Below are 14012 nucleotides of genomic sequence, written 5' to 3'. Positions count from 1 at the left end.
CCTTTTGCAGCAACAAACTTCCCGCTGCTAGTTGTGAAAACTTCAGATGCAATAATCTGCGCCATCGATAATTTTACAACTTCTTCATCAATCGGCTCTTTAGGGTTATCGACGGAAAGACTTGCCGTCTTTCCAAACTCCGTGGTAAATTGCAATTCCAATGTTTTTGCCATTTCTTTCACCTCCACACCCTTTATTATTTTGTTAGACTATTAACCTATAATCGTGGAGCTGTCATTTCTCTCCACTTTGTTTAGCGGGTCATTGCATAGAGCAGCTACTGCTAGTGCCGCTTGCGATAGTTGATCTGCGGTAGCAGCCTTTGTGACATTGCTAAACGTTTTTGCTTTGAGGATCGGATTTCCTTCGTCATCCATGCCCGCTTCAAACACGATGCGAAGCTTCGTAACCTCTAATAATGCTTGTGCCATTGTCTCTCACCACCTTTCACCTTCTATATATAGAAAAGTCGGCAAAAAGGACAGGGTAGGGAGAGGAAAGTTTTAATTGAATGTAAGACGTGCAACGAATGGTTGAAGAGGCCGAACATATTTCAATTTCTATGGATGCGCAAATAAAAGCCTTCAATCCACAAAAAAAAGCCGAATTTGCGCAAATAAAGCTAACTTTTAGTCGGATGAGGGAGCATGGAGTGGGATAATTAGCTCCAATTAGCAGCTTCTCAGCGAATTGTTGAAGGATATCAGCGAACTGGACCATTTTATCAGCGGTTAATACACTTTTATCAGCGAATCTATTTTTCGCATACAAAACTGGCAATTTTCTCAGATGTAGGTCGGTAAAAGTATAAGTTGCGAAGAGAAATGTGGGCAGCACTTCACTTTGAGTGCCTGACACCACCAAAAAGTTGTAGACACTATGGAGACGGTTCTTATGGTCGGCACAAATCTCATTTAAAGTCATAAGAACCGTATCCCCCCATGTCCCTCCTTATGCTGCTCGCCTTTGGATGGCTTCCTTCTGTCTTGTTTCCGGGAAGGTCACCACCAAGAAGATGTACACACTGGAGGCAGCGATAATGAAAATCATCGCCGCTGTGTATCCGGAAGAGCCTAATATAAAGCTCCACACAATCGTCGCGATGGTTTGGCCCGCATAAGCGATCGCCCAGAAAAGGCCGAACATAATCGTCAATCTTTGTGGGGTCATCCCTTTTAATTCATGAGGGAGATTCAAAAAGATTGGGTACTGGATATACATCGCAAATCCTGATATCGAAATGAGTGTGTAGGAAAGAAGCGGAATCTTGTTAGCAAACACAATGGCAAGGGCAAAGGTTCCTACCATGACAATCCCTGAGAACAGAAGGATTGGCTTCCGTGGCACGCCCTTATTTCCGATGCGAATCCCTGCAAATGTTCCGAGAATGCCAAAACCTGAGATTAATAGGTTTGTTACAGAGCCATTTAACAAAGTATATTGATCAAAAATGGCTTTAAAGCTCACGAGCGATAATACATACAAGGTTAAAAAGGAAGCAAACGCCAGGCCATAGCGCCAGAGAAATCCATCTTTGAGCGCCTCTTTATAGCCATACTTTTCAGCGGTACCACCCATTTCTTTTGTTTCAAAGGTCTCTGCTTTCCAAAGCCAAGCGATAAAAAACAAGATCGTTAAAGAGGCAAAGAACGTTAATGTTAAACGCCAGTTGGCAACCATTTGCTTGGCAAAAACTGTGAATAGGACGGCGACAATAAAGGCACCTGCATTATAGGCCACCGTATTGGCGGCATTAATGCGCAGCTTTATGTTTGAATTTTTAACATAGTGAGCAACGATGGGGTTCATGTAGACAATGACCATCGAGCCCCCAACGGCCATGACCATCCTAGCGACGGTATAGGCCCAATAATTCGGGAGATAAATCGCGACAAGTCCCATCATTAAAAGGCCAATCGCGATACCTGCCGCTTTTCTAGGTCCTAATTTCATGAGCACCATCGCTGCTAAGATGTTGGCAAAGACACGCGCGGTCGTAATCGAATAGTTCACTAATTGAGAAATAATAGGATCCACGGGTCCACCGAAAAACGTTTCGGTTATTTGCGGTGTCAAGGAAGAGCCCGCCACCCAATTCATGGCAAAGGTTACATAAGCCAGCCATAATACTGCCATCATAAAATATCCTTTTTTTGTATGATTCATCGTTTCCATACTCTCATCTGCTTTCATTCGTGTTTTCAACTCTAAACAAATCTAGATGACAGGTTTCATTGTTTCTTTTAATACGGTAACCGAGTGGTTGAATTGTTCCTTTTCCTTTTCATTTAGCTGTATTTCAATCACTTCACGGATTCCTCCGCGGTATATGACCGCCGGAACACCGATAAACACATCCTCCTGTCCATATTGTCCATCTAGATAGGAGGAGACCGTTAGGATACAGTTTTCATTGTTTAAAATTGCCTTCGTAATTCGAACGAGGGACATGCCGATTCCATAGTACGTTGCACCTTTTCGTTCGATGATATGATAAGCCGCATCACGGACATTAACGAAAATATTTTCTAAGCATTCATTGTTTAGTTTTCCAGCTGGGAGTTCTTCTAGTCTTTCCACACCAACAGAGGCACGGCTCCAGACGGGAAGTTCTGTATCCCCGTGTTCGCCAATGATATAGGCATGAACATTTCGTGTGTCCATATTGAAATGCTGACCAAGCGCAAAGCGGAGACGCGCTGAATCTAATACGGTACCGGAACCAATCACCCGATCTTTTGGCAGCCCAGACTCCTTCCAGGTCACATAGGTTAGAATATCAACAGGGTTTGTTGCAACTAGGAAGATTCCGTCAAAGCCACTGGCCATAATGTTTTTTACGATTTGTTTAAATATTTTCGTGTTCTTTTCCACTAATTCTAATCGGGTTTCACCAGGCTTTTGAGCCAATCCCGCAGTAATGACGACTAAGTCTGCACTTTCACAATCTTGATAAGACCCGCTCCATACGTTGATAGGTGACGGAGCAAACGGAATCCCGTGATTCAGGTCCATCGCTTCCCCTTCTGATTTTGCCTCATTGACATCAATGAGAACTAACTCTTCCGCCACTCCTTGATTAATCATTGAATATGCATAACTGCAGCCGACAGCACCTGTTCCAATTAAGACCACTCGATTGACTTTTTTATTTCTGTTCTCCATTATGATCAGCTCCTATATATAAATGTCATCATTCGCTAGTAATTAATAAGTTAACGGTGTTAGTATATCACTAGTTTGTGAATAATTTCACAATAGTTGTGACACAAATATGACTCTTTTTATGGAAGCCTTTACATTTTTGAAAAAGCGTGATTAAGTGTGGGGATGGTTATTTTTTGAAAAAAAGCATGATTAAGTATGAGGACGATTATTTTTCGAAAAAAAGCGTGATTAAGTATGGTGACGTTTATTTTTCGAAAAAAGCGTAAGTAAGTATGAGGACGGTTATTTTTCAAAAAAAAGCGTAAGTAAGTATGAGGACGGTTATTTTTCAAAAAAATCATAAAGGTGCCTTAGGATAGGAAGGCATTTACGTTTGTTTGGGATCCAGGTTCATCATTCGCATTGTTTTAATTGATTAGCGGACAAAATAAAGATACACTTACCTATATTGTTTTTAGAGCGGGTGCACGGATGAATAATAGACAAAAAGAATTGCTACGAATATTGCTTGTTCATGAAGAAGGAGTATTGCATATTAAGGATTTGTCGGAAGAGCTTGATTGTGCGGAAAAAACGGTCCGGAACGATTTAGATCGATTGGAGGAGTTTCTCCTCGATTATCCTAGCGCCAGCCTCATCCGGAAGCCGGGCCTTGGGATTGCGATTGAAAGTGATGAAAGTGCTCGGTCGCAAATTTTGCGCAGTCTTCTTTCGAGCGAACCTAAGAGTAATGAAGAGCGGCTGTTTGAAATGGCCTATCAGCTGTTAACAAGTGATAAGGCAATCACCTTACAGCATTTTGCCGATCGATACTATGCTCCTAAAGCGGCGATAAAAAAAGATATCGAGACGATTACGAATTGGCTCGAGAGGTTTGAGCTGGAACTCATTTCGAAGCCGCGGGTGGGAAATGTGATTCAAGGATCAGAATTGAAGAAACGTAATGCTTTGGCGCACTTGTCTGAGCTGTTTTTACACGAAAAAAATGTCGTGTTGGATTTATTTTTACCCTATGAGATTTCGACTGTAAGGAATGCCCTTAAGGATATGCAGGGGCGATTTTCGATTGCATTTTCAGATGATGCGTTAGAGAGCTTGCTTGTTCATGCACTGATTATGGTGAAGCGGACCCGGCAGCGGTCGCCTGTATTTGTCCAAGAGTCCGAAAAGGTGATGGCGTTTGAACGGAAAGAATATCAATTTTCCAGCTGGTTTTTTGATAAATTGGAATCGGCCTTTCGGTTAACCTTTCCGGACGTGGAGCAGGTTTATTTCACTTGGCACCTGATTAGCAGCAAGCGTGTCGGAGAGGAACACCACCAAGATTTAACAGTGGATGAAGAGGCAGCTGCGTTTGTTCTTGCTTTCGTTCGCAAGATGGAAAAGTTGACTTTCATTCATTATGAAGCGGATCCGATTTTAATCGATGGCCTTGCCGTTCATTTGCATTCGGTCATCAATCGCATCAAATATGGTTTTCCGATTAGCAATCCGCTTCTATCGAATATTAAAAAAATGTATCCCTATATGTTCAATATGGTGATGTTAACGCTTGAAGAAATCAAACAAACTTTTCAGATCGAAATCCCTGAGGATGAGGCGGCATATATTGTCCTTCATTTTCAAGCCTCTGTTGAAAGACTGGAAAAAAAGAGAGATATAAAGAAGAAAGCGTTGATTGTGTGCCATATGGGGATTGGCATGTCGCATTTGTTAGAGGCGAAAATCGAACAGCAGTACCAGAACATTGAGATTGTCGCCTGTATTGGAAAGGCGGAAGTGCCGGATTATTTGAGTACGCATCCAGCGGATTTTATTATCTCAACGGTTCCACTTGAGAAAGTAAACATCGAGCACATCGTGATTTCACCGTTGTTTGGACAAGAGGATAAGAAAAAGTTAAATCAGTTTGTTGAAGTGTTGAAGCAAAAAAGTACCGAACACCATGGCCCCCATGTATTTTCTCCATTCTTGAAGGAAGAGCTCGTGTTTTTTAACGTGGAAAAAGAACACCGCTATGAAGTCGTCGAAATGCTGGCGGACGCTCTTTTTAAAAAAGGCTATGTCAGTAAAGAGTATATCCATAGTGCGGTCAATCGAGAGAGGAAATCAGCTACAGCTATCGGCGGGGGAATTGCCATCCCGCATGGAAACCCATCGATGATTCACCAATCTGCTTTAGCCACGGCGATCATGAAGGAGCGGATGGAGTGGGGGAATGAACGAGTGTCCCTTGTCATCATGCTGGCCATTGCCAAAGAAAATCAAGGAGAGCTTCGCGGGGTAATTGGGAAGATTTCTGCCCTGAGTGAGGCACCTTTGGTTGTTCATGCGCTAACAGCTGCACGGGATTATCAAGAATTTTTACAAGTACTGGACCAATTTGCCTAGCGGGTTGGTTTTTTTGCAATTCTCCGCTAATTGTTACCGTTAGCTCCGTTTTGTAGGAGGAGGGTTCTATGTGACTGAAATGGAGCTACAACACTAACATTAAGGTCACGTATGAACGTATTAAACTTTTTTTACCGCAGTCTCCGGTAAAAAGATGAAAAATTAACTGGACCAGATTGGTATATTATAGATTTAAGAAAGCGATTACTTAGTTATTTTTACAATAGGAGGTAACACGATGGGGAAAATATTAGCTGTTACAGCTTGTCCAGTGGGAATTGCTCATACATATATGGCTGCTGAAAACTTACAAAAAGCGGGCCAAGCGTTGGGCATCGATATAAAAGTGGAAACACAAGGTTCGATTGGCGTCGAAAATGGGTTAACGGAGCAAGATATTGCCGAAGCAGATGGCATTATTATTGCAGCGGATAAAGAGGTTAAGAAGGACCGTTTTGCCGGCAAAAAATTAATTGTCACCGGTGTCCAAGATGGCATTCGTAAACCAGAAGAATTGATTAAACAAATTCAAAGCGGAGACGTTCCTGTTTATAAACCTGAATCCGCCCCAGCTGGTGAAGAAAAGAAAAGCAAACAAAAGGAAAACGGCTTTTATAAACACTTAATGAGTGGGGTTTCCTACATGATTCCCTTTATTGTGGTGGGGGGATTATTGATTGCGATTGCATTAGCTCTAGGTGGTGAGCAAACACCAGGTGGAATTAAAATACCAGATGGTTCGTTTTGGAAACAAATTGAGGGTCTTGGCGGTACTGCTTTCATGTTCATGGTACCGATCCTGTCTGGTTTCATTGCGGTAAGTATTGCCGACCGTCCAGGACTCGTACCAGGTATGATTGGCGGTTATATTGCAGCCAATGGTAGTTTTTACGGAAGTGAAGCGGGTGCAGGATTTATCGGCGGGATTATTGCTGGTTTCTTAGCGGGTTATGTTGCCCTTGCTATTAAAAAAATTAAAGTGCCAAAAGCGGTTCAGCCCGTTATGCCGATTATTTTTATCCCAATTCTATCAAGTGTTATTGTCGGTCTATTATTTATCTTCGTCATTGGTCATCCGGTTGCAAGTGTGTTCGAAGCATTAACAACTTGGCTTGCTAGCATGCAAGGCGGAAGCTCGATTGTCTTAGCGATGATTCTTGGTGCGATGATTGCGGTCGATATGGGTGGCCCATTCAACAAAGTTGCTTTTCTTTTCGGTTCGGCCATGATTGCAGAAGGTAACTATGAAATTATGGGACCCATTGCAGTAGCGATCTGTATCCCGCCAATTGGACTTGGACTTGCTACTTTTATCAACAAACGCAAATTTAGTCAGTCAGAAAGAGATGCCGGTAAAGCATCCTTTACGATGGGGTTATTTGGTATTACAGAGGGTGCGATTCCGTTCGCCGCACAAGATCCATTTCGTGTGATTCCAAGTATCGTTGTCGGTTCGATGGTAGGTGCAGTGATCGCCATGCTTTCTAGTGTGGGAGACAGAGTTGCTCACGGTGGTCCGATTGTTGCTATATTAGGTGCTGTTGACAATGTGGTTATGTTCTTCATCGCTGTTATTGTTGGTGTGATTGTAACGGCCCTCATGGTTACGGCATTAAAGAAAAACGTAGATGGTGCTGTGCCGGTTGCAGCGGGTGTTGGTCCTGTTACTAGTGCTGCGGCGCCAGTACGTGAAGAAAAAGTCGAAGCTGTTTCTAAAACTGAGATTAGCAAGTTAACAGATATTACAACAATAGAGTTAATTGATACCGATTTAGCTGGCAACACACGTGATGATGTAATCGATGAATTAATTGCAAAGTTTGATACAGCTGGTGTCTTACGTTCAAAGCAAGAATATAAACAAGCGATCTTAAATCGTGAGAGTGAAAGTTCGACTGGGCTTGGCATGAATATCGCCATCCCCCATGGTAAATCCAATGCGGTTAAACGCCCAGCTGTTGCCTTTGGTATCAAACGTGATGGTGTCAATTGGAACAGTTTAGATGGCGCCCCGGCGAAATTAATCTTCATGATTGCCGTACCGGAAAAAGCAGCAGGAGATGCCCATCTCAAGATTCTACAAATGCTATCACGAAAATTAATGGATGATGGGTTTAGAGAGCAACTATTAAAGGTTACGTCGAAAGAGGAAGCCTATAAACTTCTTGAGACTATTTAGGGGTCCGTGGGAGGTAAACTGAATCTAACAGTAAAGCAGAGAGCAATGTCTCTCTGCTTTTTTTGTGTCTTTGAGACCATGGGAACGGTTCTCTTGGTCAAGCCGCATTTGAGTTTGCGATATCAATGATGATGAGAGCAGAAACCATTAACAATAGACAGAAAACTTTGTAGAATTTTGTAAGAATATATTGATTTTTATAAATATTTACTCTAATATAATGTTTATTAATTTTATTAAAATAGTTGGAATTAATTTATAGGGGGAATTGTTTTGGAAGTCATCGAGAAAATCAGCAGCTTTGCTGGGAAAACATTTACGTTATGGGTATTGATCTTTGCGGTAATTGCTTATCTTAATCCTGGTAACTTTGTGTGGCTGGGAGGCTATATTGTTCCTCTACTAGGAATTGTTATGTTTGGAATGGGCCTGACACTTGAGCTATCGGATTTTAAAGAAGTATTTAGAAGACCGAAAGAAGTGGCGCTTGGGGTCATCGGTCACTTTATCATTATGCCGTTACTTGCCTTTTTATTGGCGGTCGGACTCCATTTACCTGAAGAAGTTGCTGTAGGTGTCATTTTAGTAGGATGCTGTCCAAGCGGAACTGCTTCCAATGTTATGGTGTTTCTAGCAAGAGGAAATGTAGCTCTAGCCGTTGCAATTGCCTCAGTTTCTACGATTCTTGCACCAATTGTTACACCATTGCTTATTCTTCTGTTTGCGAGCAAATGGGTTGATGTCAGTGTTGCTTCCTTATTCCTTTCGATTGTACAAGTTGTCATTGTTCCATTAGCAGCTGGCTTTATCATTAAAAAGTTCTTTGGCAAACAGGCAAAAGCCGGTGCAAAAGCATTGCCGCTTGTTTCCGTTATTGCGATTGTGTTAATTGTATCTGCTGTCGTAGCAGGCAGCGCGACCAAAATTGCTGAATCGGGTCTACTTATTTTTGGTGTAGTAATCCTTCATAATCTGCTTGGATTCTTCCTGGGCTTTTTCTTTGCCCGTTTATGCGGGATGGACCTTGCAAAACAAAAGGCTGTAGCAATGGAAGTTGGTATGCAGAATTCGGGCTTGGGAGTCGCTATCGCTACCGCTCATTTCTCGCCTTTAGCGGCAGTACCAAGTGCCATTTTCAGCGTCTGGCATAATCTATCTGGTTCCGTTCTCGCTAATATTTTCAGCCGTATGAAAGAAAAAGATCAAAATGATCAAAGTATTAAGCAAGCAGTCTGAACCTGAAGACCATTCGTCCAAATTTAATAAAATAGAAGAGAAAAACCACCTTTTAAGATTTTAAAAGGTGGTTTTTCTCTGTTTAAAAGAGGTACGGCCCAATACATTATCCCAATCATCGGAATGGTCATCGGAAATTCGATGGTGCTCGCTATTTTCTCCCTCAACAGATTTACATCAGAAGTAGAAGCGCATCAAGATGAGACGGGACTCATCCTGTCACTCGGCGGAACACCTAAACAAGCCATACACACACAGCTCATCACTTCTATAAAAGCAAGCGTGATTCCGACCATTGAGAACCAGAAAACAATCGGGCTTGTCCAGTTGACGGGAATGATGAGCGGCCAAATCATCGCAGGAACCAACCCTATGCAAACAATCCAATTTAAATTGCTTATTCTCTTTCTCTTGTTAACAACCGCTGCAGTCACAAGCGCCATGCTCGGACATTTATCATACCCAAGCCTTTTCAACCAGCGCATGCAGTTACTACGGGGGAAATAGTGCAAATGGTGTCAGGCACCACGAAAAGACATTTGTCCATTTGTGGTGCCTGACACCAATAACTATATATTCCTCTTATTTTTGGTACTTATCTAACTTAGAGGTTACGGTGCTGGACTTTCTCTCCTGAGGTTTGGCTTTTAGGGTTGATGCCCAAGCTATTTTTGATTCATATTTCTGGGTATGTTCCTTTTTGACTAGGTTCTGTAACCGATCTTTGTTTTTTTCTAGGGATTCCTCAAGGGCATGCAGGCGCCGTGAAGGAAAAGCGAGTCCTGCCAAAATAGTCGTTACCGTAGGATCTGATTCCGAGAAATAGGTCCCTTCGAATAATTCGAGTGGTTCTCCAATCCGTTCAAAAATGGATGGAACATTAATTAGTTTAGCCATTTTTTCCGGGCCTTCGTAGATTAACCCCGAGCGGATTACACCGGTTGACTCCACCGGACAGAATACGGAGGTAGCCCAAGATTGTTGTATTTTACTAGTAACATCTGAGGTTGTTTTTGCATCGGTAATTGAGGCAGAAGATATAATCGTTACTCCTCTGGTTCCCAATATATTCATCAGATCAGTTTCATCAAAGTTTCCGTAAAACGAGCTCTTTTTCGTTACTTGCAACACACTCTTAATGGCTTCCATGACTTGCTGATTAGAAGAAAGGTAGATTTGATGTTTACTGGATTGTGGGTTTAACTTTCTCATTTGATCATTATCAACTAGGAACACCGATGAAAGCGAGTTTATCTTAGAAAGCTCTTCAATACACTCTGTAGCATTGATGCGATTACCTGTTAATACATTTCGATCAGGAACAATTGGAATGGCACCTATGTTAACGCCGGACATATGTTCCAATAACAGATCAATCAATAACGGGCTCATCCCTGATCCAGTACCACCATCGGTTGAGAAGGCCACTAATAAAAGTTTAATTTTCTTAAAGGAATTCTTTACAAAGTCGACAATCTCTCGGTAGTTATCGTTAACCGCCTTTAAACCGATGGATCGATCCTGCCCAGCACCATTGTAACCAGGAACAAAATACTTCCTTTCCACTTTTGTGTTCACTATGCCATCGCGTTTGTTCGTATTGATAAGTGCGGTTTGAAACCCCATCGATGAGGCAATTTCCGCTAAATTACCTCCTGCTTGCCCGACTCCTAAAATCCCAATTGATTCCATCAGATCGCCTCCTTCATTACTAAAATGATACTCATGTTTTTCGAAATTAGACTTTTTCATTTAAAAAATGCCTAAAAATAATAGTTAAAAAATGAATGAACCAACTGTGACTTAACAATCGCTACATATTAAAAATGGTGTCAGGCACCATGGAAGGACATTTGTCCATCTGTGGTGCCTGACACCAAGAACCCTTTTTGTATTCAAATCTGGTTCAGCAGCTAAACATGGTTCCTTTTCTTAAGAGTCACTTTTGAAGATTTCCCTCGACATTCTTCGCAGGTACTTAGAGTGAGAAATCTTGTATTGAAGCATGTTGAGGCAACTATTAATCAAACGTTTGTGTAGTCTCGAAAAGGCAAGAGTTTTATAGAATAATGTAAGTTCGAGAGAAACCCATCTGATTTTGTAGAAAGATGGGTTATTTCCTTCGAAATGATTAAACGCATCTCGACAATCTTCATACCTGTTTAGCAGAGGGAATCCATTCCCTTCAGTACTTGCAGCGATTTTAATCAAACGTTTGTGTAGTAGGGAATTTGTGAGAACGATAGTTAATAATCCTTATTGACTACCGGACGCACGAATATCTTGTTCTCGTATTCTATTCCCGTATTAAATTCTTTACTTTTTCTCTGGCACCACTACGCCAACCTTTCACGGCTGATAAGGATACCTTTTCTAGTTCAGCAATTTCCTTGACCGATAGGCGATCACGGATGGTATACAGGAGCCATTTCTTTTGATTCGGTGTGAGCGTTTCGCAGTAGGATAATAGAATTACCTCCTGTAATGGGTCATCCGAATAGGGATCTGCTGCCAGGTCCCAGAATTGCTCATCAGGGTGAACATTTCGTTCTTGGTCTTGGTGTAATTTTTTCAATTCCATCAGAAGATAGCCTTTGATATAGGTGTAGGCATAGTTGGTGAAGCTCCCTTTTTGGGGAGTGAAGCGTTGGCTTGCTTCCCAAAGGGCGATGAGACTGTGCTGATAGAATTCCTCATGGTGTTTGTAAAGGTGGAGCGAGTGCATGATTTTATGGAGCATGGGCTGGTACTGATCGACTAACTGTTCAAAGCTTTCCAAGGGAAAGTCCTTTCAGAAAGCGCGCTTTTCATGTATTCCCGGGTACCTCTACCATAGCGGGAATGCTCGATTGTATCGAACGGACAATATTCACTTTTGGAAGGGATTTTGGGCTAAGTGAGGTGATTTTTGCTAGCAAATTTGATTTTTGGAGGCGTTTTTTGGAGTTTCAGTCGATTTTGGGGTGAATTGCAGATGCTTACTACCTAACTATAGGGACTTACTACGTAATTTCGTACACTTAATTCATAATTATTAGAAATTACTACATAATTTCGTACCCTTATTACATAATTATTGGAATTTACTACATAATTCTGTACACTTATTACATAATTTACGAAACTTACGACATTTGCTGGATAATTATTGGAAATTAGATAAAAACGGAAAGCTCAGTCCAATCAAACCCTGCTTTAAGACAACCAGATTACAAAAAGATTAAAAAAATTTCACTTAGATACAAAATGTGACAAAGTTCACACTTTATATCTAGTAGAATAGTAGTAAAATTTAAGATTTGATACTATAATTTATATTTATGATGCAAAACCAAAAGCTACAAGTCGAAAGACGTCGATAGCTTGATTGTTAGGTATGCGGGGGGAATTTTAATGGAAAATGCTGTAAAAGAATCAGTGGAAGAAATTGGAGAACGGCGGGCAAAATCTTTTAAATGGTATACGAACTGGAAGTTTATCACAACGGGTATAATCATTATTATAGCGCTCATTTTTGGGGCAATCAGCTATTATCAGGCAAACCACTTTAATGCAAATATCAAGATTAATGGCGTAAATGTCAATGGACTGACTGCTGATGAGGCACTTAACAAATTAAATACATCTGTTTTAAAAAACGTCGTCTATGTCGGGAAACAACAAATTTTTGATGGACAAGATACGAAGATGGGTTTTACAGAAAAGGATCTAGCGGGTGTTAAAAAATTATTAAGCAGCCAGCGAACGTATTTGCCTTCTTCAAAGGCCAAAGAATTTTCATTAATGCCTGGCCAACCCGATCAGTACCGCAGCCAAGAGATGAAGAAACAAGTCGAAGAAAAGCTATTATCAATGAATAAGAGTTTAACAGCGCCTAAAGATGCGAAAGCCAGTTTGGAACAAGGTAAAGTTGTCGTCTCAAAAAGTAATGATGGACAGCAGCTTGATTTCGCCAGTCTATTAAAGGACTACGAAAAGCAAGGATATACGAGTGAAATCCGTTTGAACCCTGTATACATCGAGCCAATAAACGAAGACAGTCCAATTGTAAAAAATGAACAGAAAAGGCTAGAAGAACTCCTTCTGCAAACCGTTGATTATAAGGTACAGGATAAAGTTTTTTCGTTAAAAGGCAGCGAATTAATTAAAAATGCCTCTGTGACAAAAGACTTGAAGGTCACGATTGACCCAAGCGATATTAACGAGAAAATTGCTGAAATTAATAGTTCTCAATCCACATTAGATAAAGATTTCACATTTAAGACCCATTCAGGTGCAGTCAAAACCGTAAAAGGAAAAGGCTATGGCTGGGCATTAGATGTGGATAAAGAAACAACACAGATTAAGAAAGCTTTTGAAAAAGGCGAGAAATCAATCGCTGCTACTAATATTATCGGACATGGCTGGAGTGGTGAAGGCTATGGTTATGAAACAACATCAAACAATGGCATCGGTGATACATATGCTGAAGTTTCGATTGCACAACAGCGGATTTGGATTTACAAAAATGGTAAATTAGTCGTCACAACGAGTGTTGTGACTGGCAAACACAGCACCGGTAATGATACAAAAAAAGGAGTGTGGTATATCCTCTATAAACGATCACCTTACACACTAACGGGGAGAGAACTCGGAGGACGTCCGGGTTATTCCGTAAAAGTTGATTATTGGGCTCCTTTTACGAACGATGGACAAGGGTTTCACGATGCCGGCTTTCGGTCCAACTGGTCAAGTAATGCCTATCTTAATGCAGGATCACATGGCTGCGTCAATACACCGCCTAGTGTTATGAAAACTGTGTATAATACACTAAGCACTTACGACCCAGTTGTCATCTATTAAACAATCGATTAGAGTCAGGAAATCGTCAATGATTTCCTGATTTTTTATTTCTACTTTTTTGCCTCATCAAGTAAAAGACAAAAAGCGAACTTCCATCCTGACTGCTTATTAAGAAATCCAAATCCAAATATATTTTTCAAAACTGAGGTACTATAGGGATAGGTTCAAAATTCATAAATAAGTGAGGCAGAAAAAA

At 41.1% G+C, this 14012-nt stretch carries 10 protein-coding genes and 1 pseudogene; 5 read left to right on the top strand and 6 right to left on the bottom strand.

Annotation, left to right across the window (positions count from 1 at the left end):
- The 4 genes from AB7942_RS25125 to AB7942_RS25110 all read right to left on the bottom strand — a co-directional run.
- The coding region (locus AB7942_RS25125; protein WP_369448971.1) for a DUF2922 domain-containing protein at nucleotides 1-173 on the bottom strand (173 nt) is incomplete at its 3' end.
- A gap of 39 nt (nucleotides 174-212) precedes the next feature.
- On the bottom strand, nucleotides 213-431 hold the full coding sequence (locus AB7942_RS25120) for a DUF1659 domain-containing protein (RefSeq protein WP_369448970.1): 219 nt from the start codon (nucleotides 429-431) through the stop codon (nucleotides 213-215).
- A 520-nt stretch (nucleotides 432-951) separates the two neighbouring features.
- On the bottom strand, nucleotides 952-2193 hold the full coding sequence (locus AB7942_RS25115) for an MFS transporter (RefSeq protein ID WP_369448969.1): 1242 nt from the start codon (nucleotides 2191-2193) through the stop codon (nucleotides 952-954).
- A gap of 24 nt (nucleotides 2194-2217) precedes the next feature.
- Nucleotides 2218-3165, bottom strand: coding sequence for an L-lactate dehydrogenase (locus AB7942_RS25110; protein WP_369448968.1), 948 nt, complete (start codon nucleotides 3163-3165; stop codon nucleotides 2218-2220).
- A gap of 474 nt (nucleotides 3166-3639) precedes the next feature.
- Between AB7942_RS25110 and AB7942_RS25105 the strand changes: the two genes are divergently transcribed.
- The 4 genes and pseudogenes from AB7942_RS25105 to AB7942_RS25090 form a co-directional block, all read left to right on the top strand.
- The gene (locus AB7942_RS25105; RefSeq protein WP_369448967.1) at nucleotides 3640-5559 is read left to right on the top strand and encodes a BglG family transcription antiterminator; all 1920 of its coding nucleotides are present in this window, start codon (nucleotides 3640-3642) and stop codon (nucleotides 5557-5559) included.
- Nucleotides 5560-5797: 238 nt separating this feature from the next.
- Nucleotides 5798-7738 carry a fructose-specific PTS transporter subunit EIIC gene (locus tag AB7942_RS25100; RefSeq protein WP_369448966.1) on the top strand — a complete coding sequence of 647 codons (1941 nt, stop codon included), beginning with the start codon at nucleotides 5798-5800 and terminating at the stop codon, nucleotides 7736-7738.
- A 273-nt stretch (nucleotides 7739-8011) separates the two neighbouring features.
- Nucleotides 8012-8974 carry a bile acid:sodium symporter family protein gene (locus AB7942_RS25095; RefSeq protein ID WP_088089939.1) on the top strand — a complete coding sequence of 321 codons (963 nt, stop codon included), beginning with the start codon at nucleotides 8012-8014 and terminating at the stop codon, nucleotides 8972-8974.
- Between the two features lie 93 nt (nucleotides 8975-9067).
- Nucleotides 9068-9481: pseudogene (locus AB7942_RS25090) on the top strand (ABC transporter permease); the annotation flags it as partial.
- A 75-nt stretch (nucleotides 9482-9556) separates the two neighbouring features.
- Here the strand turns inward: AB7942_RS25090 and AB7942_RS25085 are convergent.
- Both AB7942_RS25085 and AB7942_RS25080 read right to left on the bottom strand, forming a co-directional pair.
- Nucleotides 9557-10666 (bottom strand): FtsZ/tubulin family protein, encoded by a 1110-nt coding sequence (locus AB7942_RS25085; RefSeq protein ID WP_369448965.1) that lies wholly within the window; start codon nucleotides 10664-10666, stop codon nucleotides 9557-9559.
- A gap of 604 nt (nucleotides 10667-11270) precedes the next feature.
- The gene (locus AB7942_RS25080; protein WP_369448964.1) at nucleotides 11271-11753 is read right to left on the bottom strand and encodes a sigma-70 family RNA polymerase sigma factor; all 483 of its coding nucleotides are present in this window, start codon (nucleotides 11751-11753) and stop codon (nucleotides 11271-11273) included.
- Nucleotides 11754-12367: 614 nt separating this feature from the next.
- Between AB7942_RS25080 and AB7942_RS25075 the strand changes: the two genes are divergently transcribed.
- Nucleotides 12368-13816, top strand: coding sequence for a L,D-transpeptidase family protein (locus tag AB7942_RS25075; RefSeq protein WP_369448963.1), 1449 nt, complete (start codon nucleotides 12368-12370; stop codon nucleotides 13814-13816).
- Nucleotides 13817-14012: the final 196 nt, after the last annotated feature.

Source organism: Neobacillus sp. BF23-41, assembly GCF_041106275.1.
This window is presented reverse-complemented; position numbering and strand designations above follow the sequence as displayed.

What these genes read in the sequence shown, in the direction of transcription:
- AB7942_RS25100 (WP_369448966.1), top strand. Translation starts at nt 5,798, where the DNA reads ATGGGGAAAATATTAGCTGTTACAGCTTGTCCAGTGGGAATTGCTCAT.
- AB7942_RS25105 (WP_369448967.1), top strand. Translation starts at nt 3,640, where the DNA reads ATGAATAATAGACAAAAAGAATTGCTACGAATATTGCTTGTTCATGAA.
- AB7942_RS25085 (WP_369448965.1), bottom strand. Translation starts at nt 10,666, where the DNA reads ATGGAATCAATTGGGATTTTAGGAGTCGGGCAAGCAGGAGGTAATTTA.
- AB7942_RS25115 (WP_369448969.1), bottom strand. Translation starts at nt 2,193, where the DNA reads ATGAAAGCAGATGAGAGTATGGAAACGATGAATCATACAAAAAAAGGA.
- AB7942_RS25110 (WP_369448968.1), bottom strand. Translation starts at nt 3,165, where the DNA reads ATGGAGAACAGAAATAAAAAAGTCAATCGAGTGGTCTTAATTGGAACA.
- AB7942_RS25120 (WP_369448970.1), bottom strand. Translation starts at nt 431, where the DNA reads ATGGCACAAGCATTATTAGAGGTTACGAAGCTTCGCATCGTGTTTGAA.
- AB7942_RS25075 (WP_369448963.1), top strand. Translation starts at nt 12,368, where the DNA reads ATGGAAAATGCTGTAAAAGAATCAGTGGAAGAAATTGGAGAACGGCGG.